At 60.7% G+C, this 26345-nt stretch carries 25 protein-coding genes; 11 read left to right on the top strand and 14 right to left on the bottom strand.

The genetic code is table 11. From position 1 onward, the window contains the following. Positions 1–7: 7 nt before the first annotated feature. From ACILSQ_RS14900 to ACILSQ_RS14885, 4 genes are all read left to right on the top strand, one after another. The gene (locus ACILSQ_RS14900) at positions 8–871 is read left to right on the top strand and encodes a hypothetical protein (protein WP_395744437.1); all 864 of its coding nucleotides are present in this window, start codon (positions 8–10) and stop codon (positions 869–871) included. 89 nt (positions 872–960) lie between these two features. Then, a complete protein-coding gene (locus ACILSQ_RS14895) occupies positions 961–1962 on the top strand; it encodes a sugar phosphate isomerase/epimerase family protein (RefSeq protein ID WP_395744436.1) in 1002 nt (333 codons plus the stop codon). A 117-nt stretch (positions 1963–2079) separates the two neighbouring features. After that, positions 2080–2673, top strand: a complete 594-nt coding sequence (locus ACILSQ_RS14890; RefSeq protein ID WP_395744435.1) for a Uma2 family endonuclease — start codon at positions 2080–2082, stop codon at positions 2671–2673. A 182-nt stretch (positions 2674–2855) separates the two neighbouring features. Next, a complete protein-coding gene (locus tag ACILSQ_RS14885) occupies positions 2856–3290 on the top strand; it encodes a hypothetical protein (RefSeq protein ID WP_395744434.1) in 435 nt (144 codons plus the stop codon). Positions 3291–3306: 16 nt separating this feature from the next. On the opposite strand, the gene ACILSQ_RS14880 is transcribed toward ACILSQ_RS14885, so the two are convergent. After that, complete coding sequence (locus ACILSQ_RS14880) at positions 3307–4659, bottom strand: neutral/alkaline non-lysosomal ceramidase N-terminal domain-containing protein (RefSeq protein ID WP_395744433.1); 1353 nt, start codon at positions 4657–4659, stop codon at positions 3307–3309. A gap of 131 nt (positions 4660–4790) precedes the next feature. Here ACILSQ_RS14880 and ACILSQ_RS14875 point away from each other — a divergent pair, with 131 nt between their 5' ends. Further along, positions 4791–5714, top strand: coding sequence for an archaemetzincin (locus ACILSQ_RS14875; protein WP_395744432.1), 924 nt, complete (start codon positions 4791–4793; stop codon positions 5712–5714). Positions 5715–5731: 17 nt separating this feature from the next. On the opposite strand, the gene ACILSQ_RS14870 is transcribed toward ACILSQ_RS14875, so the two are convergent. Continuing rightward, complete coding sequence (locus tag ACILSQ_RS14870; protein WP_395744431.1) at positions 5732–6952, bottom strand: PQQ-binding-like beta-propeller repeat protein; 1221 nt, start codon at positions 6950–6952, stop codon at positions 5732–5734. Positions 6953–7119: 167 nt separating this feature from the next. Between ACILSQ_RS14870 and ACILSQ_RS14865 the strand changes: the two genes are divergently transcribed. Together ACILSQ_RS14865 and ACILSQ_RS14860 are read left to right on the top strand one after the other, a co-directional pair. Next, positions 7120–9495, top strand: a complete 2376-nt coding sequence (locus ACILSQ_RS14865) for a Tex family protein (RefSeq protein WP_395744430.1) — start codon at positions 7120–7122, stop codon at positions 9493–9495. Positions 9496–9546: 51 nt separating this feature from the next. Next, positions 9547–10119: a hypothetical protein gene (locus ACILSQ_RS14860; protein ID WP_395744429.1), complete on the top strand. Its 573-nt coding sequence runs from the start codon at positions 9547–9549 to the stop codon at positions 10117–10119. Positions 10120–10208: 89 nt separating this feature from the next. Here ACILSQ_RS14860 and ACILSQ_RS14855 read toward each other — a convergent pair whose 3' ends face one another. From ACILSQ_RS14855 to ACILSQ_RS14815, 9 genes are all read right to left on the bottom strand, one after another. Further along, positions 10209–10475 (bottom strand): hypothetical protein, encoded by a 267-nt coding sequence (locus ACILSQ_RS14855; RefSeq protein WP_395744428.1) that lies wholly within the window; start codon positions 10473–10475, stop codon positions 10209–10211. A gap of 138 nt (positions 10476–10613) precedes the next feature. Then, positions 10614–11378 (bottom strand): hypothetical protein, encoded by a 765-nt coding sequence (locus tag ACILSQ_RS14850; protein WP_395744427.1) that lies wholly within the window; start codon positions 11376–11378, stop codon positions 10614–10616. Positions 11379–11546: 168 nt separating this feature from the next. Further along, a complete protein-coding gene (locus ACILSQ_RS14845) occupies positions 11547–12725 on the bottom strand; it encodes a radical SAM protein (protein WP_395744426.1) in 1179 nt (392 codons plus the stop codon). 362 nt (positions 12726–13087) lie between these two features. Then, positions 13088–14557, bottom strand: coding sequence for an ammonium transporter (locus tag ACILSQ_RS14840; RefSeq protein ID WP_395744425.1), 1470 nt, complete (start codon positions 14555–14557; stop codon positions 13088–13090). A gap of 17 nt (positions 14558–14574) precedes the next feature. Beyond that, positions 14575–15276 (bottom strand): hypothetical protein, encoded by a 702-nt coding sequence (locus tag ACILSQ_RS14835; RefSeq protein WP_395744424.1) that lies wholly within the window; start codon positions 15274–15276, stop codon positions 14575–14577. Positions 15277–15292: 16 nt separating this feature from the next. Further along, a complete protein-coding gene (locus ACILSQ_RS14830) occupies positions 15293–15658 on the bottom strand; it encodes a hypothetical protein (RefSeq protein ID WP_395744423.1) in 366 nt (121 codons plus the stop codon). Positions 15659–15951: 293 nt separating this feature from the next. Then, positions 15952–17031, bottom strand: coding sequence for a pyridoxal-phosphate-dependent aminotransferase family protein (locus ACILSQ_RS14825; protein ID WP_395744422.1), 1080 nt, complete (start codon positions 17029–17031; stop codon positions 15952–15954). A 253-nt stretch (positions 17032–17284) separates the two neighbouring features. Continuing rightward, positions 17285–18388, bottom strand: coding sequence for a hypothetical protein (locus tag ACILSQ_RS14820; RefSeq protein WP_395744421.1), 1104 nt, complete (start codon positions 18386–18388; stop codon positions 17285–17287). A gap of 70 nt (positions 18389–18458) precedes the next feature. Continuing rightward, on the bottom strand, positions 18459–19355 hold the full coding sequence (locus tag ACILSQ_RS14815) for a sugar phosphate isomerase/epimerase family protein (RefSeq protein ID WP_395744420.1): 897 nt from the start codon (positions 19353–19355) through the stop codon (positions 18459–18461). 58 nt (positions 19356–19413) lie between these two features. Here ACILSQ_RS14815 and ACILSQ_RS14810 point away from each other — a divergent pair, with 58 nt between their 5' ends. The 3 genes from ACILSQ_RS14810 to ACILSQ_RS14800 all read left to right on the top strand — a co-directional run bounded on the left by ACILSQ_RS14810 (position 19414) and on the right by ACILSQ_RS14800 (position 22005). Next, positions 19414–20208 (top strand): SDR family NAD(P)-dependent oxidoreductase, encoded by a 795-nt coding sequence (locus tag ACILSQ_RS14810; protein WP_395744419.1) that lies wholly within the window; start codon positions 19414–19416, stop codon positions 20206–20208. A 106-nt stretch (positions 20209–20314) separates the two neighbouring features. Then, complete coding sequence (locus tag ACILSQ_RS14805) at positions 20315–21229, top strand: ROK family protein (RefSeq protein ID WP_395744418.1); 915 nt, start codon at positions 20315–20317, stop codon at positions 21227–21229. Then, on the top strand, positions 21226–22005 hold the full coding sequence (locus ACILSQ_RS14800; RefSeq protein ID WP_395744417.1) for a sugar isomerase domain-containing protein: 780 nt from the start codon (positions 21226–21228) through the stop codon (positions 22003–22005). The genes ACILSQ_RS14805 and ACILSQ_RS14800 overlap by 4 nt, the downstream gene beginning before the upstream one ends. A 194-nt stretch (positions 22006–22199) precedes the next feature. Here the strand turns inward: ACILSQ_RS14800 and ACILSQ_RS14795 are convergent, their stop codons facing one another. Further along, entirely contained in the window at positions 22200–22907 is a 708-nt protein-coding gene (locus ACILSQ_RS14795; protein ID WP_395744416.1) for a hypothetical protein, read from the bottom strand. Positions 22908–23202: 295 nt separating this feature from the next. Here ACILSQ_RS14795 and ACILSQ_RS14790 point away from each other — a divergent pair, with 295 nt between their 5' ends. Next, positions 23203–24240 (top strand): methionine synthase, encoded by a 1038-nt coding sequence (locus ACILSQ_RS14790; RefSeq protein ID WP_395744415.1) that lies wholly within the window; start codon positions 23203–23205, stop codon positions 24238–24240. A gap of 114 nt (positions 24241–24354) precedes the next feature. Here ACILSQ_RS14790 and ACILSQ_RS14785 read toward each other — a convergent pair whose 3' ends face one another. Further along, positions 24355–25188, bottom strand: a complete 834-nt coding sequence (locus ACILSQ_RS14785) for a PP2C family protein-serine/threonine phosphatase (RefSeq protein WP_395744414.1) — start codon at positions 25186–25188, stop codon at positions 24355–24357. Beyond that, positions 25185–26288 (bottom strand): aldose epimerase family protein, encoded by a 1104-nt coding sequence (locus tag ACILSQ_RS14780; RefSeq protein ID WP_395744413.1) that lies wholly within the window; start codon positions 26286–26288, stop codon positions 25185–25187. Before ACILSQ_RS14780 ends, ACILSQ_RS14785 begins: the two co-directional genes overlap by 4 nt. Positions 26289–26345: the final 57 nt, after the last annotated feature.

Raw genomic sequence — 26345 nt, 5'->3', positions numbered from 1 at the left:
TGCGGGCATGAATGCCCCGCTCTGCCTCCTGCTGCTCTCGCTTTGTGCCCTGCCTCTGAGCGCGGCCGACCGTGCCGGGGCACCCGTGGACCTGAGCTCCAGCGCCTCGCAGCGCCCGGGCACGCAGCTGCGGGAAAAGCGCGAGGTGCGCGTGCAGGAGGGCAAAGGCCGCATGCAGATGTCCGGCTCGGCCAATGAATTTTCCGTGCGCTTTGTACAGGGAGTGAACCTGCTGCGGCGGCTGCTGGGAAGTGACAGTGAGGAAGTGCAGGTGCGCGAGATGGTGTGTGAACTGGTGAACTACAACGGCACGGCGCCGCCCGCGGCCGAGCAGCCCTCACCCCTGGTGGGCAAAACGCTCCGGCTGAGCAAATCGGGCGGAAAATGGAAATGCACCCTGGTCGGCGGGAAGCCTAGCTCCGAGCAGCAGAAGTTTCTCAATGACGTGGCCTTCACCGCGCTGCTGCTGGAGATTCCGGACGTGTGCCTGGTGAACCAGACGCGCAAAGCGGGTGAAACCTGGAAGATCAGCCTGAACGAGGCCAAAGGCAGGCAGTATGGCGCCGCGGTGGCGAAGGACATCGACTGCACCCTGGTGTCCGTGGACGAGCGCCCCGACGGGCCTCAGGCCACGGTGCATCTGACGGGCAGCTTCACCATGGAGAGGCCCATGAATTTCCTCAGCAGCGTGGAGATCTCGTTTGATGTGACGCTGGTGCGCCGTCTCTCCGACATGCTGAATGTGGACACCAAGATCAGCGGTGTCTGCAAGAACACGAGCCTCGTGAACGACCAGAATGGCAAGCCTGCGCAACTCACCCTGGAGCTGCCCTACACCCTGACCCGGACCCTGGCGGTGGAGCGCAAATAGCCGCGGGGCGTAAAATTTCATCATTCGGCATTCGACATTCGTCATTCATTCTCCTTCTTCCCCGCCTTCAACTCAACCACACACCTGACATGCCACGCCCAGTCACACTCTTTACCGGCCAGTGGGCCGATCTTTCCTGCGACACCATGATCCAGAAGGCCAAGGCCTTTGGCTATGACGGTGTGGAACTCGCCTGCTGGGGCGACCACTTTGAGGTGGACAAGGCGGACCAGGCCTACTGCGATGCCAAGCGCGCGAAACTGAAGGCCGCGGGCATGCAGTGCCACGCCATTTCCACCCACCTGGTGGGCCAGGCCGTGTGCGACAACATCGACCCGCGCCATGCGCAGATCCTCCCGCCGCACATCTATGGCGATGGCAATCCCGAAGGCGTGCGCCAGCGTGCCGCTGAAGAGCTCATCAAGACCGCGCATGCGGCGAAGCGTTTTGGCATCAATGTGGTCAACGGTTTCACCGGCAGCAGCATCTGGCACCTGGTGTACTCCTTCCCGCCGAACCTTCCTGGCCAGATCGACGCAGGCTACAAGGATTTCGCCAAGCGCTTCACCCCGATCTTCGATGAGTATCAGAAGCTCGGCATCCGCTACGCGCTGGAGGTGCATCCCACCGAGATCGCCTTCGACATCGCCAGCGCCGAGCGTGCGCTTCAGGCCGTGGACTATCATCCCGCCTTCGGCTTCAACTATGACCCGAGCCACTTTGGCTACCAGGGCGTGGACTACATCAAGTTCCTCTACAAGTTCAGCGACCGCATTTTCCACGTGCACATGAAGGATGTGGCCTGGGGCATTGGCGATGGCACGGCGGGCGTCTTTGGCGGCCACGTGGACTTCCACAAACCGAGCCGCTACTGGGACTTTAAGTCCGTGGGCCGCGGCAACATCAACTTTGAGCGCATCATTCGCGCGCTCAACGACATTGAGTACGGCGGCCCGCTCAGCGTGGAGTGGGAGGACGGCGCGATGGACCGTGAGTTCGGCGCCGCCGAATCCGCCGCCTTCGTGAAGAAGATCGATTTCCCGCCGAGCAAGATCATCTTCGACGCGCAGTTCGCCGAGAACAGCAAGTGATGTGGTTCCGTACGCTCCGAGTGCGGTTTCTCTGCAGTTCTCACACGGCCCGGGATCGCATCCCGGGCCGTTTTCGTTGATTGAATCCGAAGTTAGGGAGTGGTAGTTTAGAGGGTCATGGGCGTCGCCAAAGCCAAAACCAAATACACTGTAGAGCAATATTACGATCTCGAAGAGAACGAGGTGTATAAAAGCGAGTTCCATGAGGGTGAGATATTTGCAATGGCCGGAGGCAGTCCAGAGCACAGCCTGATCGTGATGAATTTGCTGGGTGAACTGCGTCAATGCTTCAAAGGCAAGGCATGCACCCCCTACGACAGTAATTTGCGCATCAAAGTTCCCGCCACCGGCCTGGTCACGTACCCGGACGCATCGGTGTTTTGCAAGAAGCTTGAGTTTGATCCGAAAGACAAACGCCAGCAGACCGCGATCAATCCCACCGTCCTCTTCGAGGTGCTTTCCAAATCCACTGAAAGCTATGATCGCGGAAAGAAGGCGGAGAACTACCGTCAGATCGAATCGCTCAAGGCTTACGTTTTGGTGTCACAAAGCAGCCCTCATATTGAAGTTTATGAGCGACATGGAGATGGATTTTGGTTTCTCACCGAAGCCAAAGGGCTTGACCAGCAGCTCGCGGTCAAATGTCTGGGGATCAAGCTTCCATTGGCAGAGGTGTATGATCGGGTGAAGTTCGGGAAACAAAAGTCCTGACCTGCCTGCCATTTTTTGTTTCGTTGGCAAGGTCGGGTCAGCCGCTGCAATCGCGCTGGCATTGTTTCCTAAGGACCGGTTTCCGCGGACAAAAGCGGTAACCTTCCATCCCGAATCTCGTTGGTACACAGTTGAACCGGCGGTCTGTCAGGCCGCGGTTGCATTTGAATCCGACCAATCCCATGAAGACAAAACTCATCACCACCGTTGCCGTCGTCGCGCTCTTCCCCTTCACCCTTCTTGCCCAGGAGTCTTCCAAAGCTTCCGGGCCGGATGCGAAAATCATCGCGAAACTCACCGAGCTTGTTCAAATCCGGGAGCAGCAGGTCGAACTTGAGCAGGCTTTGCATCAATCTGGCCGGGCTTCCGCGGAGAATGGAGCCGGGGTGGAGGAGGCTCAGGTGGAGCTGGCGGAAGCACGGGTGGACCTGGCACGAGAACGCGGCGAGCGGGAAGCCCTGATCACCGCGCTTCAGGGGCTGGTGGCGGCGAATGAGCGCCGGGTGGAACGGGCAAAAAAAATGAAGGAGCTTGCCCGCGCATCTGACGTTGGCGTCAAGCAGGCGCAGGCTGAGCTGCTGAAGGCGCAGGTGCGGTTGCTCAGGGAGCAGAAATGATCTGTCACCCGGCGGCTCACTCCACCGCCTTTCGCAGGTCCATCACCGTGCTGATGATGTGCTCCTCGGTCTTGTCACTCCAGCGCGTGGGGTGGGAGCCGTAGATCATGGCACCGCCGCCTTCGTAGCCGCCTTCCTGCCAGATGCGCAGGCTGGGAATGTAGGCCATGACGTCGTTGGTGTAGCCGCTGATCCAGACGATGGGATCTTTGAGGTCCTGCTTGAGACGGAGTGAGTAATCGACGACGACTTCGCCGCCGAGCGTGACCCAGGTGAGGTCATTGCCGAGGCGAAGGACCTGCACCGGATAGGGATAGGTGGGGGACAAAGGGCCTTCGGCGGCAATACGCTGGAGCACGCGGGTGGCATGGGCGGCCGTCCATTTGTTGGTGGATTTTTGCTCTTCGAGAAGCTGCTCCTGGGTGGGCAGTTTGTCATAGGCCAGAGGGATCTCGCGGTAAGCGGCGCGGATGGGGCCTTTGAGGCGCTGCATGTTCGTTTCCAAAGCGGCCTGCACGGAGGTGGCGAGGGATTTGCCGTGCGTCTGCGCGAGCTCCATCGTCTTGCGCGGGTAGGGATTCTGGTCGCCGCTGCAGCCGTTGGCAAACATCGCCACGGCATCGGGATGAGCCCTTTCGATCTCCTGCTGCGCGTAGCCGGCGTAGTCGGCGCTGAACTTCTGGTGACCGAGTACGGTGCAGTGGCAGGAGTAGCCGAAGATGATGGCGATGTCCCTGCCCTCGACAGTGCTCGCTCTGAGGACGGGCACGGTTTGATCCACCGGGCCTTTGGGATTGGGGAAATTGTTCCAGCCGCCTTTGCCGTCTGGCGTGCGGCGGTTCATGGAGACGCCGCAGCGAGCGGTGCTGTAGTCTAGATGCGCGGGCACGGATTTTTGAAGAGCTTCGCCGACGAGGTGCACCAGCTTGTTTTCCAGGTCGGTGGTGTATTCGGCCGCCTCCTTCTCGCGCAGCGCCAGGTCATCCGCGCCATAAATCTTGCTGGTGCGCAGTTCCGGGCCGCTGTGGGTGTGGGAGGCATTGATGGCGAGGTTGGTGGGCTCGATGCCGTGCTCTTTTTTCACACGTTCGGCGACAGCGAGGCGGAGGTTTCTCGGCACGCCGATCAAATCCATCGTGATGAGCGCAAACCGCCCGCCTTCCTGATCGGTGAGCACGAAGGCCTTGGCATAGAGGTCCAGATCCACACCTTCGGAAGGCTTGGTGCGCGCCGCATAGCCCGCCATCCACATGGGTTTGTCCGGGGTGATTTTGGTGGAGGCCGCGCCGGCCTTCCATGCGGGTGCCTCAGGCACAGGGGCGGCGGCGATGGCGAAAAGGGCGAGGAGGAGCGGCAGCCAGAGTTTCATGAAGGAAGTTAAGTGCTCCGGGCCATGTTTCTTTCCTTGCCACCGCAGTTCAAAACCGGAAGAATTTGCCGATGAATTTCAGCGTACGGCTTCCGATGTACCTCTGCGTTGTGACGGTCTCTGGATGTTTCATGACTGATGCCATCTTTGGCGGCATTGTTCGCAGCAGCCCTCTTCCCACACGGGAGCAAGCCATCGGTGAACTCGCGCGGGCAACACCGCTCGAACGTGCTGCCTTTGAGGACGATCCGGCGTTTTTCGAGCCTATTCGAAAACCCGGTTCTGCAGACTGGCTGAGGGAGCATGATGAGGCGGGCCAGACGGTGGACGAGTATCGCCTGGCATTGTCAGCTTTGAAGCCGTCACCGGAGCAGGAGGCGCTCTACATGCTGCCGCTCGGCCAGTTTCAATCTGGAGCGGCGCCGTCGCTCGCCAAGCTTCGTGAATTCAGCGCCGCCTTTTTTGGCATGGACACCCGGCTCCTTGGGGCTGTTCCTCTGGAAAAGGTGCCCGCTAAGCGGCGCTTCTTTGGCGCCCCGCGCAAGCTGCAGCTCCGCACCGCGGACATTCTGCAATGGCTGCCCTCGAAGAAAACACGCGATGCCTACTCAATCATCGCGGTGACCATGGAGGACCTCTATCCTGACGAGACGTGGAATTTTGTCTATGGTGAGGCGCTGCTGCACGGCGGCGCGGGCGTCTTCAGCTTCGCACGCTACGATCCGGTGTTTTACGCTGAGAAGCGCAATGAGCGGACGAATGCACTCATCCTGCTTCGAAGCTGCAAGGTGCTCGCCCATGAAACCGGACACATGTTCGGCCTGATGCACTGCGTCTTCTTCCAATGTCTCATGAACGGCTCGAATCACCTTCAGGAGGCTGACTCGCAGCCGATGCACCTCTGCCCGGTGTGCCTGCGCAAGCTGCAGCTCAGCGCCGGCTTTGACCTCTTGAAGCGTGAAGAGGCGCTGCTGAAGTTTTATGAGGCAAACGGGCTCAAGGATGAGGCTGACTGGTCCCGGCGCAGAATACAAAAAATGCGTGCGGCGAAATGAGCGCTGCTTCGTGATGGCTACCAAAGCTGCCAGGCTGACAGTTCTTTGTCGCTCCGCGCAAAGATCCTGTTTCCCGCGAAGGCGGGATGCGCCCAGGTTTTGCCGATGATCTGCCAGCGGCCCAGTTCTTCGCGCTTGTCCGGTTTCAGTGTGACATAGACGAGTTCACCATCAGCGTTCAGCAGCGCGGCGAGGTTGCTTGATTCCTGCATCCACACCAGGCTCATCTGCGGATTGCTGTTCTTCGGCGTGAGCTTGTTGTCATCGCTCCAGAGGATTTTCCCGGTCTTGAGTTCAAAGGCCCGCAGGCCGCGAGTCTTGTCTAGCATGTAAACGACGCCGTCCTTAAACAAGGGAGCCGACATGAGGCCGCAGATGTCCTTCTGGTTTTCCCACAGCAGGCTGGGACTCTTCCCGAGTTGCAGCGCCTTCGCTCCGTGCCAGTAGCCCGAGATGAGCAGAATGCCGTCGTGGTAAAGCGGCTGCGCGATGCTGACTCCGTAGGTGATCTTGTATGGGTAGAGCCAGTTCACCCGGCCGCTGTCGGGATCGAGGCTTTGTATGTTTTCCGGACCCCATGCGATGAGCTGACGCGTGCTGGCATGCTGAATGATTTCCGGTGTGCAGTAACCTGCCGGGTCCGGGCCGCCGCGCCAGAGCTCCTTGCCTGTGCTTTTTTCCAAGGCGATGACCGAGCCGGCTTTCGCCCCGACATGCAGCAGCACGCGGGTGTCATCGATCACAGGCGATGCGGCGAAGCCCCAGGTCGGAATCTTGGCACCGAAGGTTTTGACCGTGTCCACCTGCCAGATCACCTGGCCCGTCTCAGCATCAAGACACAGGGCCACGCCTGTCGCACCCAGGGCGTAGGCCCTGCCATCGGTGATGTTGACCGATGAGCGCGGTCCGGTCGCGTAATCCATGCCGCCGTAGCTGACGTCCCAGCTCTGCTGCCAGATCTCTCGGCCGCTCTCCGCGTCGAAGCATAGAATGCGTTCGACCTCCCTGGGCGTCTTGAGGCGATCCATCACATACACCCGGTTGCCGCTTTTGGTTACGCCGCCGAAACCGGCGCTGATGTCCTTTTTCCAAAGCCTCACGGGTTCTTTGCGCGCAAAGTCCGCGGGAATGTCCTGCGGATTCCAGCGGCCGTCCGAATTCGGACCGCGCCAGCGCGGCCAGTCTTCAGCGGCAAATGCAACCGATGAAATCAGAAAAGCTGCAAAAAATTTTGTCATTCCCCTTCAGTACGAAGGTGTCGTGAAAATTTCGCATCGGGCTGTCAAGCCACGGCTCAGACAAAAGTTTTGCCCAAGTGATGTTGATTGGTTGCCGCGTCGAAACGTCTCGCTAATTCCACTCATCCCAACCGGATTTTCGATCCTCATTTTTCCCTTTCTCAACCATGTCTGCCGCCAACGAACTCAACATCAATATTGCACACGTCGAACGCGTCTCCAAGGAGCTGGGCCTGCGGGCCATCCAGGTGGGCGCGACGGCGAAACTGCTGGCCGACGGGGCCACGGTGCCCTTCATTTCCCGCTATCGTAAAGAGGCCACCGGGTCTCTGGACGAAGTGCAAATTCAGAACATCCAGGAGCGCATGGGCCAGCTCGTGGCGCTGGATGACCGGCGCGCCGCCATCGTGAAATCTCTCGAAGAACGCAAGCTCATGACGGACGTGCTGCGCGCCAAGATCGAGAAGGCAGAGACGATGAACTCGCTGGAGGACATCTTTGCGCCGTTCCGTCCGAAACGCCGCACGCGCGCCACCATTGCGAAGGAAAAAGGCCTGGAGCCGCTGGCGGATTTCATCGAGGCGAACCTCATGACTTCAGGCGTGGATCTGAACGCCGAGGTGGCGAAGTATGTGAACCCGGATCACGAGAACGAAGAGCTGCGCGTCAAGGATGCAGCCGATGCGCTGAGCGGCGCGCGCGACATCATCGCGGAGCGCATCAGCGACCACGCCGAGGCGCGTGCGGCGCTGCGTAAATTCTTCGCGGAGCAATCGACAGTGATTTCCAAGGTCATGTTTGGCAAGGAGAAGGACGAGGAGGCGCAGAAGTTCCGCGATTACTTCGACTGGAGCGAGCCGCTGAAATCCATTCCCTCCCACCGCATGCTGGCCATCCGACGTGGCGAAAAGGAGGGCTATCTTCTCATGCGCATCCAGCCGGCGGAAGACACGGCGGTCAAGATGATCGAGAACCTTTTTGTCAAAGGCGGCAACGCCTGCACCGACCAGATGAAGCTGGCCTGTGCGGACAGCTACAAGCGCCTGCTGAGCTCCAGCATGGAGACGGAAGCGCGCCTGGAGTCCAAGAAGAAGGCGGACACCGAGGCCGTGCGCGTGTTTGCCGACAACCTGCGCGAGCTGCTGCTGGCCGCGCCGCTGGGGCAGAAGCGCGTGCTGGGCATCGACCCCGGCTTCCGCACCGGCTGCAAAATCGTGGTGCTGGATGCGCAGGGGCAGCTTCTCTACAACGACGTGATTTATCTGCTGGGAGAGGGCAGTGGCCTGCTGCATGCGAAGAACCTGGTGCTCAATCTGGTGGACCGTTACAAGATCCAGGCCATCGCCATCGGCAACGGCACCGCCAGCCGAGAGACGGAGATGTTTGTGAAGAAGATCGGTGTGCCAGGATCGGTTCCGGTGATCATGGTGAATGAGAGCGGTGCCTCCATTTACAGCGCCAGCGAGGTGGCGCGCGAGGAGTTCCCGAATCATGACGTCACGGTGCGCGGCTCGGTCTCCATCGCACGTCGTTTGATGGACCCGCTGGCGGAGCTGGTGAAGCTGGACCCGAAATCCATCGGCGTGGGGCAGTATCAGCACGATGTGGATCAGAACCAGCTCAAGACGAGCCTGGACAACGTGGTCATCAGCGCGGTGAACGGCGTGGGCGTGGAGCTGAACACGGCGAGCAAGCAGCTTCTCAGCTACGTGTCCGGTCTGAACAGCGCGCACGCGGCGAACATCGTGGCCTTCCGCAATGAAAATGGCCCCTTCAAGAGCCGCAAGGATCTCATGAAGGTGCCAAGACTCGGTGACAAGGCCTTCGAACAGGCGGCAGGCTTCCTGCGCATCCGTGATGCGGCGCATCCGCTGGATGCGAGCGCGGTGCATCCGGAGCGCTACCCGCTGGTGGAAAAAATGGCGGCGGACATCGGCTGCACGGTGTCGGAGCTGATGCAGCGTGCGGATCTGCGCCAGAAGATCGATTTGAAGAAGTATGTGAGCGCGGACGTGGGCCTGCCGACGCTGCAGGACATCATGAACGAGCTCGCGAAGCCGGGGCGTGACCCGCGCAAGCAGTTCGAGGTCTTCAGCTTTGCCGAAGGCGTGAACGACATGAAGGACCTCACCGTTGGGATGAAGCTGCCGGGCATCGTGACGAACGTGACGGCCTTTGGTGCCTTCGTGGACATCGGCGTGCATCAGGACGGCCTGGTGCATGTGAGCCAGCTCAGCGACACCTTTGTGCGTGATGCGGCGGAGATCGTGAAGGTGGCGCAGCGTGTGACGGTGACGGTCACGGAGGTGGACATTCCGCGCAAGCGCATCGCCCTGAGCATGAAGTCGAAGCCTGACTTTGAGAAGAAGAGCGGCGGTGGTGGTCCGCGTCCGGCCGGCGGCCAGGGCCAGGGCGGCGGCGGGCAGCGCAGCTTTTCCAGCAGTGGTGGAAACCGCAGCTCCGGTGGCGGCATGGGCAATCCCTTTGGCGGCAGCGGCGGGAATGACTGGTTCACCGCGGCGGCAGCGAAAGGGAAGAAGTAGTTCGTCTGACTGCATTCTTGCCAGCTGGTGTTCTTCCCTTACGATGAGCCGATGAAAACAGCCCCTCTTTTTGCCCTGGCTCTGCCGCTGCTCCTCACGCAATGCGTGGACCCCAACTACGGTCCCAACAGCGGTGTGGACCCCTACACCAATCCATATCGTCAGGACGTGCGGGATCAGGGATCCCTGATGAACGCTATGGCGTTTGAGCGTGGCGAGCAGGATGGACAGGCGGATGCGCAGCAGGGCCAGAGTCAGAACTACCACCGTTACTCTTCGCGCTTTGACCGCAATACCGAGCTGGCGTATCGCGACGGGTACAACCACCGCTACGCCCAGACGATTAACAATCAGGGCCAGCCCGGCGCTTATCCCAATCAGGGAATGCCGTCGCAGCCAGGGGCCGTCCAATCACCTCGGGACCCGGCGTACAATCAAGGATACGATTACGGTCTGCGAGACCGCACGGGAGGACGCCCAGCCGATCCGGCGGCGCAGGTGGGACGTTATGATCCACGCTACCGCTCCAGCTTTGAGCGTGGCTACTACGACGGCTACAATTCAAACGGCAGCGGCGGTGCGTCAGCCTATCCAAACTCAGGCGGCACCGGCTGGTTTCGCTGAAAGACGCCGGTTTGTTTGCGGCAAAAAAACACCGTCATGGCAGGCCATGACGGTGGTCTTGAATTTTAAAACACGGTCTCGCCGGATGCTTATTCCTGAGCGGCAGCTTCTGGAGCAGCGGTCTCGGTCGTCTCAACCGCAGGAGCGGCTTCGACGGCGGCGACTTCAGCGGCCTTGGGCTTGGCGGGGGCCTTTTTGGCAGCCACTTTCTTGGCCGGAGCCTTCTTGGCGGTCTTGGAGTCGGATTTGACGGCGCGCGCCTTGCGGGAGACGCCAGCCTTGGCCAGGGCCTTCTTGCGGGCAATGTAAAGCTTACGGCGGCGGCGTTTGATGACTTTGTTCAGTTGTTGACCCATGATGGATGATCGGTTGTCGTTTGCGGTTTTGAGGGCGGCAAGAGTTCCACTGATCAAGGTCGAATCAAGACCAAATGCAGCCAGCCTCCGGTTTCCCGGAAATGGGGGGGGCGGCTCAAATGCCGGCTTGCCGCCGTTTCAGGGCTTCTTCTCGCCGCCTTTGGGCTCATCGCTGTGCTTGGAAGCCTCCACCTTGGACTCCAGACGCGGCTCCGTGTGGGCGGCGGCCTGCTGGGTCGGCGGGACTTTGAACAATTTGCCGGTGTAGGGGCACTTCACCGTCTGCCCGGCGCTCATGCCGGAGACGTCCACGAGCTGGGTCTTGCCGGCAAAGGGGCTGTTCACCATGTTCATGCGGCCCGGCACCGGGGTGCCATACGGCAGGCTTTCACTGGAGGGAGCAGGGGCGGTGCTGCCCGTGCTCTTGGGGGCCGGGCTGCTGGGCGGCGGAGTATTCGCCACATGCGGCGTGGAACCTGGCTCCTCCACCGGCATCTTCACGGCTGGGCTGTGGCTGCCTGAAGGAGCGCTGGGCCGTGAGCGGGGCACGTAGCGGGAGCCACCCGAATTTGCGGACGGGGCGCTGAAGTAGCTGTTGGCCGCATAGCCGGAAGGGCTGGGGGCACCATAGCGATAGCGGTTCCGCGTGCTCCAGTTGGAGGACCAGGAGGAGGACGGCGGGGTCTGGCGCTGATAAGCGTGGCGTTGGGAATAGCCGCGGCCGGTGCTGAACGGCGGCGAGGCATGGTGGCCCGTGGCGGCCAGGTAGGGGAGGAGACCATTGGTCTGAATGTACCGCCAGGCCTGCTGCGGTGGCATGGCACATTGCACCAGAAGGACCGTTGCGGTCAGCATGGCGAGCATGCGCGCGGCAAGAGCGGTGTGACAACGTGAAGCTTTCATGGATGACGGGGATGAAGGTTATGACGTTGGATATGGAGGCCGGCCTCCACACGGAATCGTGTCGATGCTGGCAGGAATAGGCGCAGAGAGCAAGAAAACAGCACTGCAAAATCCTGCCTCACCCCGGCAGATTTGCTGAATTTTCATAGCGACTAAACTGAATGACGGTTACGCCGTCTGCGCGAGCCCGATCTCCTGCTCGTTGAGATAGCATGAAGGGTCAGGCGCCCACAGGTCTCCGGTCATTTGCAGCGCACGCACGCGGAAGCCGCCGCCGCACACATCCAGGAAACTGCACTGCGAGCATTTGCCCGTCAGGTGCTGCTTGCGGTCCCGCAGGGCATTGAGCGTGGCGTTGTCGCGATTGCTCCAGATGTCGCTGAATTTGCGGTCCTTCACATTGCCCAGGGTGAGCTCATGCCAGAACTGGTCGGGGTGCACATTGCCCTGGGTGTCGATGTTGCTGATGCCGGTGCCGCTGCTGTTCGCGCCGCCGCCGTTCCAGTTCAGCAGCTCCATGGCACGCGCGGCGCGCTCGGGGTTTTCTCGCTTCAGGCGCATGTAGAGGTAGGGGCCGTCCACGGGCTGATCGACGGTGAGAACCTCGCGCGGTTTGCCGCTGGCGGCCCATTTGGCAGTGCGGTCCAGGATCTTGTCGATGGCGCCGCGCGTCTCCTCGTGCGGCACTTCCATGAGCTCCGCACCGCGGCCGCTGTAAACGAGGTGGTAGAAGCACACGCGCTCGATGTCTTCCTTTTCGATGAAGTCCAGGATGGACTCGATGTCGGCGATGTTGTGGCGGGAGAGCGTGAGGCGCAGCCCCACCTTCTGGCCCACGGCCTTGCAGTTGCGGAAGGCGGCCACCGCCTTGTCAAAGCAGCCCGCCTTGCCGCGGAAGTGGTCGTGCGTGGCGCCCATGCCATCCAGCGAGATGCCCACGTAGGAGAAGCCGATGTTCTTGATGCGCTGCGCCCACTCGGGGGTGATCAGCGTGCCGTTGGTGGAAAGCGTGAGACGCAGGCCCTTGCCGGTGGCGTATTCGGCCAGCTCAAAAAAGTGCGGGTGGATGGTGGGCTCGCCGCCGGAGAGCAGGAGCGCGGGAACTTTGTATTCGGCCAGGTCATCGACGACGCCTTTGCACTGCTCCCAGGTGAGCTCGCCGGGGTAGAATTTGGAATCCGAATCCTGGTAGCAGTGGATGCACTTCAGATTGCAGCGGCGGGTGATGTTCCAGACGACAATGGGGCGGCGCTCGGCCGCGGTGGCAGGCGAGCCATGGCCGCGCCCGTAGCGCAGGTGGTCCATAGGCTGGGCGACATCACAGTAAAGGCGGGTGAGGTTGATCATGCCTCACAAAAACGCACAGAGGTGTGTGCGATGCCCCGCCGATCTTGCGCAATGCGTGACCAAGGTTGCCCGGTGCCGGATTAGCGTGTCAGAGGGGCGCAGGTTTCATGCGGAGCGAGTCCGGATGGAGGCACGGAAATGACGAAGCCAGAATGAGGAATGACGAATGAATGATGAAGATCGAATGACGAAAACGTGCGGACAGCCTGAGGGGCGCGCTGCAGGGCGCTCAGTGCTCGGCTCCATTGGTGCTTGTCATTCGGTTTGTTTCGTCATTCCTCATTCTGGTTTCGTCATTGGGCCGGAATTCAGCATTCAGCCAAAATCGACCCCTGAACTATCCTTCGACACAACCCACCACCTCAGGCCTGCTCCGTGGTCTGGAAGTCGGGGTAGGCGTTGGCGGCATGCTCGGCAAAGTCCAGGCCGTCGATCTGCTCGTTGTCCGTGGCACGGAGTCCTACCAGCTTGTCCACCAGCTTGAAGATGCCGAAGCAGATGACGAAGGCGGTGAGCGTGACCGAAAAGGTGCCCAGCGCCTGCACGCCCAGCTTGTGCGCATCAAAGCCGTCCATGTTGAACAAGGCCACGCTGAGGGTGCCCCACCAGCCATTGCAGAGGTGCACGGGCACCGCGCCCACGGCATCGTCAATCTGCATGCGCTCCAGCGCGATGGTGGCCACCGTGGTGATGATGCCGGCGATCAGCCCCACAATGAAGGCGGAGGCGGGAGAGATATTGGCGCAGCAGGCGGTGACACCCACCGCACCTCCCAGAGATCCATTGAGCGTGATGCCCACGTCCGGCCGCCCCTGCACAAACCACATGGAAATCATGGCGGACAAGGCCGCTGCCGCCGGGGCGATGGTGGTGTTCACCGCGATGCGGCCGATCGTGCCATTGCCGATGAGCGTGGACCCCGCATTGAACCCAAACCAGCCGAACCAGAGAATGAAAACTCCCAGCGCGGCGAGCGGGATATTATGACCCGCGATGAGGCGCGGCGTGCCGTCTTTGGCGAAACGGCCATGCCTTGCACCCACCACCAGGATGCCCGCCAGCGCGCAGGCTCCGCCGCAGCCGTGCACCACCGTGGAGCCCGCGAAGTCCACAAAGCCCAGGGCCTCCAGCCAGCCCTTCTCGCCACCCACTCCGAACGCGCCGCCAAAACTGCCCCAGGCCCAGTGGCCGCCCAGCGGATACACAATGCCCGCCAGCAGCGCCGCGTAGATGAGGTAGCCCACGAACTTCGTGCGCTCCGCCATGGCTCCAGACACAATGGTGCACGCAGTGCCGGCAAAGACGACCTGGAAGAACCAGAAGGCCCACATTTTGTCATCCGCCGCGTGGCTGGAGATCCAGAAGCTGTCGCTGCCGATCCAGCCGCCCGCGCTGGTGCCGAACATCAGCCCGAAGCCCACAAAGAGGAAGACGATGGCGCTGATGCAGAAGTCCAGGAAGTTCTTCATGATGATGTTGATGCTGTTCTTCGCGCGGGCGAACCCCAGCTCCACCATGGCAAACCCGGCCTGCATGACGAACACCAGCGCACCCGCGGCCACCATCCACACATAGTTCAGATTCATCTGCACCGTCTCGATGTCTGACTTCAGCGCGGCATCTGCCGGCGCAGCGGCTGCTGCGGCGGAGGGAGCTGCTGTGGCAGGCGCAGGTTTCACCGCTTTGGCCACTTCATCCAAAGTGCCCTGGCTGGCGTCGAGCTTTTTGATGATGGTGTCGAGCTTGGCCTCGATCTTGGCATTGCTTTCCTGAGCAGAGACGCAGGTGGCCAGGGCGATGAGGGCTAGAAGGCAGGCGCGGAAGTGCAGCATGAGATTTGGGGGCAGGTTCAGATTTTCAAATGTTCCATCGCGGCATCGAGCTCCACCAGGAGCTGGCGGCGTTTCGTGGTGTTCGGCACATGCTCGATCACGCTCACCGCCAGCTTGCGCACCTCGGTGGCGGACAAACGGTAGGGGTCGGGTATTTTCGCCTCGTCGATCGTGCGCTGGATGAGGTTGCTGGCCTGCGCGCGTCCCATGACCTTGCCCAGCACGCCTTCCACACATTTGCGCACAGCCCCCCACTGATTGACGGTGGTCTCGGCTTTTTCTGTGATCTGCGCCAGGGCGCGAGGGCTCGTGACCACCAGCTCCTCGATCCCATCCGCCGGCAGCCTGGACGCGGGCTGCGCCTCGGTGGAGGCGGAATTCAGCAGCGCGGCATGATCATTGAGCATGACGGATGCCGCGCTGGCGGCCAGATCCGGATCCGCGCGCGAGGTGAGGAAAAACAGCATCACGGTCTCGTCATGCAGCACGGCAAGGAGCACGCCGCCATCGAACTCCAGATAGAGCTGGTGGATCTTTCGCCGCACCTGCCGGTAGCCTTCGAGCATCTGGCTGATGATCTCGCGCAGATTGTCCGCACGCGTGTCTGAGAAAGGCATCTGGCGGTGGATCGTGTTTCTGCCTTTGAACAACATCACTCCAGCCACCCCATCAAGGCGCTGCAGGGAGGCCGCGGAGGTGATCACAGGGTTTAAACTCATGGCCGCGAATAAAAGATCAGCGTGCCAGAGCCTCGCGCACCTGCTTGATGGAGCGGCGGTTGCCGCTGACCACTCCGTGCCAGTTGCCCGGCTGCTGTCCTGCGCTAATGGCAGTCTGGCCTTCGCGATCCTCCACAATCGCCATTTCGATGGAGCGCATGCCCAGGGTTTCGGCCAGCTTGTCCGCGAAGTACCCCACGTATTTCACCTCGCCGGCGAAACGCTGGGAGGATTCGGCATCCCCGCCGGAAACAGATTCACGTCCCTGGAAGGACTCCATCTTGATGAGACCGGGGTCGGGTTCCATGCGGACGATGTTGCTGGGTTGAGCGCCCGCCGCGGCGCGGGCTGATGAGATCGGAATGATGCGAGTGGGTTCCATCTGAACCGATGTTCAAAGCATCACGCGTGCCAAAATGCGGGTCTCCTCGGAACAACCATGTCACGACGGTTCGCAGGGAAAACACGGGTCTTTGTGAAGTTGCTTGGTTGCTGTGCAACAAAGATCGCTCCGCCATGCTGGGAGGCGCGTCGTAGTCCTTCACGCCGGGTGTTTGCGCTGCGCTCACCTGTTCCGCAGGAGCAGGTCTATTTGGAGCGCATGCATGAAAAAAAACCCATGCCACCGGGGGTGGCATGGGGTGGCAGTTTTATTCCGCTGAGGCCCGGGACGGATCAGAGCTTCGCGAGGCTGTCATCCAGCGCGGCGATGACCTTGCCGATGCTCTCCTCGGTTTCATCGCCCATGTTGGAGATGCGGAAGGTCTTGCCCTTCAGCTTGCCGTAGCCGCCGTCGATGATGAGGCTGTGGTTCTTCTTCAGCAGGGCGATCATGGCGGCAACGTCGATGCCCTTGTTGTTCGACACGCAGGTCAGCGCCTTGGAGCGGAAGCCTTCCGGGGCGAAGAACTCAAAGCCGTGGCGCACCACCCAGTCGGCCACCATGCCGTTGAGCTTGGCGTGGCGGGCATAGCGGTTTTCCGGGCCTTCGGCGAAGATCTTTTTGAGCTGGTGGCGCAGGCCGTAGATGAGGCTGATGCACGGGGTGCTCGGCGTCATGCTCTTCTCGCCATTGGCCTTGAACTCCAGGAAGTCGAAGTAGTAGCCGCGGTCGGCGATGGTGGCGGCGCGCGCCATGGCGGCGTCGGACGCGGTGAAGATGGCGAGGCCCGGAGGCAGCGCGAAGGCCTTCTGGCTGCCGGTCAGCAGCACGTCCAGGCCCAGCTCGTCAAAGTTCACCGGCACGGTGGTGAAACCGGAGACGGAATCGGTGATGAACATCACATCCGGATACTTCTTCTTCAGCGCGGCGATCTCCGCGATGGGGCTGAGCACGCCGGTGGAGGTCTCGTTGTGAATGAAGGTCACCGCGTCGAACTCGCCGGTGGCCAGGCGCTTGTCGATCTCATCGGCACGCACGGGCTGGCCCCACTCCACGGTATAGGCTTCGGCCTGCTTGCCGCAGCGCTTGGAAACATCGTGCCACTTGTCGGCAAAGGCGCCGTTGCAGCAGTTCAGGACTTTTTTGGCCACCAGGTTGCGGATGCAGCCTTCCATGATGCCGAAGGCGGAGGAGGTGCTCAGGAAAACGAGGCCCTTGGTGCCGAAAAGCTGCTGCAGCATCGGCTGGATTTCGGCATACAGATCCTGGAAGCCCTTGCCGCGGTGGCCGATCATCGGCTGCGCCATGGCAGCGTAGGTGTCAGGGCTGACTTCGATCGGGCCGGGGATGTAAAGTTTGACGTGGTTGCTCATTGCGTTGGGGAAGGGGGGACGGCGAGTGTAGGGGGCTCGGGCGGGTGTGCAAGGGCTGTGTGGGGGGCGGGGGGAGTGCAATTCAAATCTCGGTGCAAGTCTGACTGGTCGATTTGTTCTACGGGTTCACGTTGCCAGCCCCGTGTCGAAGTCTTCCTGCGCCTGAGTGGGGAGGTAGGGAATGTAAATTGAAGATAGGGCAGTCACTGTGATGAAGTGCTGTGGGGCAGACGTTGTGCGCGACTTTTCTTGGCTATTTCTGCATGGCCTCTTCAACTTTAAGAAGAAAACACAATCCTTGTTTTTGAGTCAGGTTCACGTTGTCTGCAGCATCCAGAAGGGCGCCTGAATCCGCTCCTATCTTCTTCGCGATGCCAAGTATATTGTCCGGCGTTGGCATGGCATAGGCTTTCGTAACGAATGGAATCCAACTCAAGACCTTGCCGAAAACCTTATTGAGAAAATTTGATTTACTCTTTTCGATGGACTGCTTCAATTCAAAAACAGCTGGCTCGATGTGGCTTTCCGCGATGAACTTTGCTTCCTGATGAATTTGCTTTGAATCTGCGCCCGCCTCAAGGGCTTTTCGCAGATCTGCGGAAAGCTTCTGAAGTGATAGTCTAAATGGCAGCAACACTTCACTCAAGCTCTCTCTTAGTTCAAGGATATCCGAGGAGTCTGCTTCATGGCAGCGAGGGACATAGACCTTGACGCACTCTTCAGCCAAGATGCTGGTAAGCATCTTCACAGAAGGAATATTTTTTGACAAAATTGGGGCCGGTAAATCGGGATCGTCGCTGACTAAGATGAGATCATTTTTTTCTGCCAGTCCCATTGCAGTGGGAACGATTCTCCAGGTCATTTCATCTTTTATCTCAGGAAATGCAGCCTGAAATTCTCGAAACGCACGGAGATCCTTATCTTTCCCAGTTACGATGTCAGCGAAATCCTCGAAAGTCATGCCGCCTTGAAGCATTTTATCGATTGATCGATTGAAGTATGAGGCAAGAACATGAGGATGAAAAAATAGAGCCTCGCCAATAAGGCTTTTATATCGCTGGATAAACTGATGAAAAAGAAGGCTCCTCCTAGTCTTTGCATTAATATCCCTAACGTCCAACTCGTTCTTACTGCGTATCTCTTTGGCTGAAACACTGAACTCTTGTGTGCCGCTGGCTGTGATTGATGTAATATGTGAATATTCTGGTAAGTTTCGAAATCGTTCGGTTGGATTTCGAGCGTCGTCAGATAATGCAATGAGGTGAAGCTCATCATAAATCATCAAATATGTCGTCAGCGACCTAGCATCACCCACATAGCACTCAGGGTAGTAAACAGACGAATATTTATTTGCCATCGAGGTCAGTGGTTGTTTAGGGACAATAATTTATGACGGATGATATTGTTCCAGAACCATGAATCTATCTTCACGCCCACCCCAGCCACCCGCTCAGCGTCTTCATATCGCGCAGATGTGCCTCGCGGAAGCTTTTGAGCACCGCGGCATCCTTCGGGTTCCCCTCCAGGTATTCCAGATGCAGCGAGATCGGCCCTGCGTAGCCGGTTTTCATGAGCATCTGGCCGTATTTGGGATCCACCTGGCCTTCGCCGAGGGGGACGGTGACGAGCTTGCGGCCGTCCCACTTGAAGTCTTTGAAGTAGGCGGCGCCGATGTGGTCTTTGACGAGGTTGAACTCCAGGGGCCAGGATTTGCCGCCTTCGCAGGTGGCGTGCAGGATGTCGAAGGCGAAGCTGAAGTCCTGCGCGGGGTACTCGCGCATGATGGAGAAGATGTCCCACACGGGCGCGCCGAAGTAGTCCTGGCCGCTGTGGTTCTGGAACATGGGCTGGATGCCGATCTCTTTGCACAGGGCCACGAGGTCCTTGATCTTCGGGCGCACGGCCTGGAGCTGGTCCCAGATGGGCTGCTTGAGGTCGTACTTGTAGTAGTTCATGCGGAAGCGCTTCACGCCCAGCTTCGCGGCGGTGCGCAGCACCTCCTCGGTGCGCTGCTCCTTGCTCACCTCGTTGATGCCGGAAGTCATGATGGTCATTTCCAGGCCCTGCTTTTTCAGCGCCTCGATGTACTTCGGCAGCTCATCCACCACCTTCTCGGGCTCGATGTGGCCTTTGGGGCGGATGGGGGACTCCACGCCATTGAAACCGGCCTCCGCGCCCAGGCTGGCGATTTCGTCGTAGCTCAGGCCGATCAGGTGCTTGGTGAAGAAGCACACGGTGTTCTTCGTTTTCGGTGTTTCCGCCATCAACGGAGTTGTAAAAGCCAAAGCAGAGAGGTTGCGGATGAAATGGCGGCGTGTGTTCATGAGGCCTCATTAACGTCTGCCATTCGACATTCTTCAATTGCCATTCGACATTCCGCCCATGCATTCCGTTTCCGGCCAGAACATCATCCTCATGGGGGGCACGACGGGCCTGGGCCTGTCTGCGGCGAAAAAGCTCGTGGAAGCCGGGGCGCGGGTCGTCGTCACCAGTCGCTCGCAGGTGAATGTGGATGCCGCCGTGGAGGCGCTCGGGTCGAACGCGCGGGGCTTTGCTGCAGACGCCATGACGCCGGAGGCGGCGGAACGGGCGGTGGAGCTGGCCGTGGGAGAGTTTGGCCGGGTGGATGCGCTGTATCATGTGGCCGGCGGCAGCGGGCGGAGCCGGGGGGACGGGCCGCTGCATGAACTGACGGACGAGGGCCTGCACTACACGCTGGACCTCAATCTGAACTCCGTCATCTACTCGAACCGCGCTGCGGTGAAGCAGTTTCTCAAACAGGGCGGTGGCGGGGTGATTCTGAACATGGCCAGCGTGCTGGGCTATTCGCCCTCCGCGCAGTTCTTTGCCTCGCATGCCTATGCGGCGGCGAAGGCCGGCATCATCGGCTTTAGCAAGTCCATCGCCGCGTATTATGCGCCGCAAAACATCCGTGTGAATGTCATCGCCCCCGCCTTGGTGGAGACGCCCATGTCCCAGCGTGCCGTGAGCAATGAGCAGATCATGACCTTCATCAAAACCAAGCAGCCTCTCGACGGCGGCCGCATCGGCCAGCCTGAGGACTGCGATGCCGCAGCGCTGCTGCTGCTGTCTCCAGAGTCCAAATTCATCACCGGCCAGGTGCTCGCCGTGGACGGCGGGTGGACGGTCAGCGAAGGACAGCTTGGTGAATCATAAATCGGAAGAACCATTTTAAACCGCTGATAAGACGCTGACATGACGCTAATCCGGAGTTTTATCAGCGTCACATCAGCGGTTTAAAACCAGCGACCCAACCTGAAACTTGAAACCTGAATCTTTAAACTTCGCCATCGGCATCGATCTCGGCGGCACGAACATCAAGGCCGCGCTGGTCGAGACTCCCAGCGCCCGAACCGTGGCCACGCTTTCCAAGCCTACGCGGGATGGCGAGTTTGAGGGCGACATGCCGCGCTTTGCGCTCACGGTCCGCGAGATCGTGCACGAACTGGAGGCGCAGGCGGGGCAGCGGCTCCGCGTCGGCCTTTCCGCGCCCGGTTTGGCGAATCCGGACGGGCATTGCATCGACTGGATGCCGGGGCGCATGCATGGGCTGGAGAAGTTTCATTGGTCTGCCTTTCTGGAGCGTGACTGCCGGGTGCTGAATGACGCCCATGCGGCGCTGCTGGGTGAAGTCTGGGCCGGAGCCGCGAAGGACACGCAGGATGCTTTCATGCTCACGCTCGGCACGGGCGTGGGTGGCGCGGTGTGGAGCGGCGGGCGCCTGGTGAAAGGGAAGATCGGCCGCGCCGGGCATCTCGGCCACATCACCATCGATGCCAATGCGGCGTGCGATGATTTCAACACGCCCGGCAGTCTGGAAGACGCCATCGGGAATCAAACCATCGCCCAGCGCGGCGAGGGCCGCTATGCCACCACGCATGCGCTGCTGGATGCCTACGGAGCGGGCGATGCGCATGCTGCGAGCGTGTGGCTGAAATCGGTGAATCATCTCGCCGCCGCCATCGCTTCTCTCATCAACGTGCTCGATCCTGAAGTCGTCATCGTCGGCGGCGGCATCGCCACCGGGGCAGGGGAGCGCTTGTTCGGCCCGCTGCAGCAGGCTGTGGACCGCTTCGAATGGCGGCCCGGCGGGAATGCGGCCCGCATCGTCCCCGCCACCCTCGGCGACAGCGCCGGGTGCCTTGGTTCCGTTTTTAACCTTCTTCAAAACTCATGACTCCCGCCCTCCAATACCTCGACGCCAGCCAAGGCCTTCTCAATCGTGTCCGTGATCAGCTCCCGCTCATTCAGCAGGCGGCCGACATGTTCGCGCAGACCATTCTTGCCGGGCAGATGGTGCATGTCTTCGGCTCCGGACACAGCCGCATTCTCGTGGAGGAGATGTGGCCGCGCTACGGCTCCTTCCCCGGCTTCAATCCCATCGTCGAGCTCTCGCTGACGTTTCACAATCTCGTCGTGGGTGCCAATGGCCAGCGGCAGGCCATGTTCCTGGAAAACGTCAGCGGACTGGCGGGCCGCATCCTGCGCAACTTTGACCTCAAGCCCGGCGACAGCGCGCTCGTCATCTCCAGCAGCGGCTGCAACGTGGTGCCGGTGGAGATGGCCGAGGAGTTTCAGCGGCGCGGCGTCAGGGTGGTGGCCATCATCAGCACCGTGCACAGCGAGGCCAGCACCAGCCGCCACCGCGATGGGAAGAAACTTCAGGACTTCTCCGACATCGTGCTCGACACCGGCGCACCGGTGGGAGACGCGATGATCAAAATCGACGGCCTGGAAACTCCCGTCGCTCCCGGCAGCACCGTGGGCGGCTGCCTGCTCGTCAATACCATCAAAGCCGAAGTGGCCGCCCGCCTCACCAAGGCCGGCCAGCCGCCGAAGGTCCTCACTGCTGGTGCCGTCGTCGGCGCTGCGAAGGCCACCGAGCTTTTTGAGGCAGCGTATGACGAGCATGCACGCCGCATCGCGAAGTACTATGCGGGACTGGGGGCGTGAGCGGCACATGAATCCCCGTGGCGGCGGAGGCGGTTGAGTGTTTGGCAGATCGCGGCAGCATCCTGGAGTGCTCCAGGCCCTCGAAAAGCGCCGGAGGACCGGTGCATTGATTCGCTACGCTCACCCTTCGGGCAGCCTACGGCTGTCTATCTCCGCTGCGCTCCGGTTCCAGAACGCAAAGCTTTCGCGTGACCTCACAACCCCCGCCTCCGCCTCATCAGCATCATCACGCCTACGGAGGCAATCAGCAGGCGGCAGCCGGGCTCGGGAACGGGGGTGGAGGTGATGTCCAGGTTGGAGATCGTGGCATAGGTGGTGCCGAGGCTGAGCGCTGAGGAGCCGACCTGCGCATCGCCGATGAAACGCACGCCGATGGGACCCGTGGGCGTCGAGCTGTCCGTGGTGTAGGTGAGGCTGATGGTGCCGGTGGGCACGCCGGTGCCCAGCAGTCCTGCAATGTTGATCTGCGTGGTGTTGTTGCTGCTGATCAGCGCGTTGCCAGAGCCGTCGATCAGTTCAAAGGTGAAGTTCGGATTCAGCCCTGACACCGAGCTGAGCAGGCCGTTGCTGCCATCCACGTCAAAGCTCACGCTGTACTGCGTGCCGGGGCTGTAGCTGAGCACGCTGCCCGGGGTGTCAAAGTAGGCCACGGCATCCCAGGCGTAGTGGATGCTGCCACCGGACCCAAGCAGTCCGAGCAGCGAGTTGTTGTCATTGCTGATGCCAAACTGCAGGGACGAGCCCGTGAGCGTGGCCTGGGCGGCGGACTCGGAGAGGCTGAGCAGGATCGTGGCATTGGCTCCGCCCTGCGCGGTCAGGTCCCACAGCCCTCGCGTGGCGGTGGTGGACCCGTCGGAGAGCGTGATCGACACCAGCCCGCCGCCAGGGACATCATAAGTCACAGGGGTGGAGGAGGGAAAGAGGTCGCTGTACGCGCTTCCAGAACCAACGAGAGTTGTCTGGGCAAATGAGAATGATTGGGTACAGTAATTGACTAACATTAAACAGAAGCAATGGTTGAACTTCATAAGGCTTTATGGTTGTAAGTGTACCATCCATACCTAGTACAATCATGGCAATGTAAACTAAGGTTCAGTTCAGCGGCATCCGAGGCTGATGCAGCTTTCAGCCGCAGCCGTTGTGCTTTGCGGCTTGGCTTTGACGCTGAGTCACTTGCGGTCCTAAGCTTGCCCAGTCATGCAATCCCAACCTCTCCGCACCTCCGTCATTGGCAGTTATCCGTTCCCCGGCTGGCTCGAGTTTTCCGCCCGGCATCTGGCCGAGTTTGGCAGCGCGGACATTGCGGAAATGCAGGACGATGCGGCGCAGGTGGCGATTCAGGACCAGATCGCTTCAGGACTGGATGTGATCACTGACGGCGAGCAGACGCGTTTTGATTTCAATCTCTCCTTCTACGGCTTCATCGAGGGCATTGCGCTGGAGCCCGCCAGCCCGCGGCGCTTTGGCCCACCGGCGCATGACCAGCGGGGCAAGCATGAAATCGTGGGCGAGCTGGGAGCGCCGCGTGGCCTGGGCGCTGTGGAGGAGCTGCGCCGCCTGCAGCGGCTGGCCTCTCACACAGGCAAACGCCTGAAGGTCTCCGTGCCCGGTCCCTACACACTGAGCGGGCGGCTGGCGCCGAATGCGAAGTATGCGGACCGCTACGCCATCACGGAGGCGCTGCTGCCTATCGTAAACAAAGAGATCGCTGATCTCGTGGCCGCCGGTGCGGAGGAGATCTGCGTGGATGAGCCCAGCATGAGCTGCTACGGCTACCGCGAGGACACGAAGCGCTTTGTGGACATCTTCAACCGCACGGTGAGCAGCGGCTACGGCAAGACGCGCATCTGCACGCACCTGTGTTTTGGCAATTTCAAAGGCCACCCGGTGGGCTGGCGCAAGTACGCGCCGCTTTTCCCCGCCTTTCTGGACCTGCACTGCGACGAGGTGCACGTGGAGATGGCCAATCGCGAATACGCGGAGCTGGAGGTGATCAAGCCGATGGCGGAGCGCTACGACGTGGCGGTGGGCATCATCGATGTGAAGAGCTACCACATCGAAACGCCGGAGCAGATCGCCGATGCGGTGCGCGCCTGCCTGAAGCACGCCCCTGCGGACAAGCTGGTGTTTGCGCCGGACTGCGGTCTTTCTCAGACCGCGCGCTGGGCGGCGAAGAAGAAGCTGGCCAGCATGGTGGCGGGGGTGGGAATCGTGAAAATGGAGCTGGGGCTGTGAAGAGCTCTCAAATGACGAAATCCGAATGACGAATGTCGAATGAAGCCCGAATGCTTCATTCGAGCTTGGTCATTCATTCGTCATTCCTCATTCTGGTTTCGTCATTCGCATCCGCTACCCAATCTTCACCACGCCCACCGTCGTATTATCTTGCCTGTCATTATTAATGCGGCGGATGGCGAAGATGATCGCATCGGCGATTTTGTCCGCAGTCGTGTGCTTGCCAAAGCTGAGAAGCTCCTCCAGCGCCTTGTGGGTGAGGGTGAAGATGCCGTCGCTCGCGGCGATGATGATGTCGCCTTTCTTCAGGGCCCAGGGTTCGGCGGGGGAGTCGATCATCGGCAGCGGCAGGCCCAGCAGCGCGGCCTGCAGCGTGTGGCGGTCCGGGTGGTTTTCCGCCTCCTCGCGGGTGATCTCGCCACGCTCGGCACGGGCGTCGATGAGCGGGGAGAGGCTGTGGTCGGCATTCAGGCGGATGAGCTGGCCGTCACGGAAGATGAAAAGCGGGGAATCGCCCACGCTGATCCATTCCATGGTCTTGGGCGTGATGAGCACGCCCACCATGGTGGTGCCCATGGGCGGCGCCACGCTGGGCATGCGGCTGGTGATGATGCCCAGCGTTTCATTCGCCGTCTCGATGGCGTGCTTGAGCTTCCAGGAGTGCGGACCGTCCTGCTCATGGTAGGCGCGCACAAAGGCGTTCACGCCGATGTAGCTGGCCACGCTGCCGCCGGCATGGGCGCCGAGGCCGTCTCCAATGACGAGCAGCAGGCGCTCCAGGCTGCGCTCCTCGGGCTCGGCGGCATCGGCAAAGGCGTAGTAGTCCTCCTGATTGTCGCGGCGACCGCGGTACTGCCTGGCAGCAAAGTCCTGCTCCTGGATGAAAGCAGGCGGCTGGGTTTCAAACAGGGGAACTCGATCGGTCAGGACGGTGGTGGTGGCGCTCACTCGGCGGAAAACTGGTAAATCGTGGTGCTTTGGAAAGTTTCCCCCGGTCGCAGGACCACACTGGGGAAGTTCGGATGATTCGGACTGTCGGGATAATGCTGCGTTTCCAGGCAGAAGCCATGACGCTTTGCATAAATATGGCCCCCCTTGCCCGGCACGCCGTTGAGGTGGTTCCCGGTGTAAAGCTGCACCCCCGGCTCCGTGGTGCGCACGGTCATCACCCGGCCGCTGATCGGGTCCTTCACGGTGGAGGCCAGCTTCAGGCCGCTGCCGGAGAGGACGTAGTTGTGATCGTAGCCGATGCCCTGGACGAGTGGTTTGAAATCCGCGCCGATGCGCTCGCCGATGGTGTGCGGCGTGGTGAAGTCCAGCGGCGTGCCCTTGATGCTGGCGATCTCTCCGGTGGGGATGAGGTCGTCATCCGTGGCGGTGATCCGGTCCGTGGGAATCGTGAGTTGGTGGCCGAGGATGTCGCCGCTGCCTTCACCGGCGAGGTTGAAGTAGGCGTGGTTGGTCAAGTTTAGGACGGTGGGCTTGTCCGTGGTGGCGTGGTAGCTGATCTGCAGGCCGTTGTCCTCGGTGAGCGTGTAGGTCACGGTGGACTTCAGAGTACCAGGATAGCCTTCTTCGCCATCGGCGCTGGTGTAGCTGAGTTCCACGCCATCAGTAACATCTTTGGCAGTCCAGAGTTTCTTGTCAAAACCCGCCTTGCCGCCATGGAGCTGGTGCTTGCCGGAGTTGGCGGTGACCTTGTACTCCACGCCATCGAGCTTGAAGGCGGCCCCGCCGATGCGGTTGGCATAGCGCCCCGCGATGCAGCCAAAGAAGGGGTTCTTGCCCAGGTAGCCCTCCAATGTGTCAAAGCCGAGGGTCACATCGGCGAACTGCCCCTTTTTGTCCGCCACTTTGAGCGAGACGATGTAGCAGCCCCAGTTGGTGATCTTCACCTCCATGCCCTTCGCATTCTTCAGCGTGAAGATCTTCACCTCCTCGCCCGCCGGAGTCTTGCCCCAGACGGAAGATTCGACGCTGGCGGCAGGTGACGAACCGGAGATCGACATGAGGAACAGGAGGAGGGTTGGCAGCGCGAGGAAGCGCATGGTGGGAAGGGGGCGGGTTGGAATGCGAGTGTGACGGTACTGTCAGGCTTTCGCAAG

The sequence above is a fragment of the Prosthecobacter sp. genome (assembly GCF_044227185.1).
Classification (GTDB): Bacteria; Verrucomicrobiota; Verrucomicrobiia; order Verrucomicrobiales; family Verrucomicrobiaceae; genus Prosthecobacter.
This window is presented reverse-complemented; position numbering and strand designations above follow the sequence as displayed.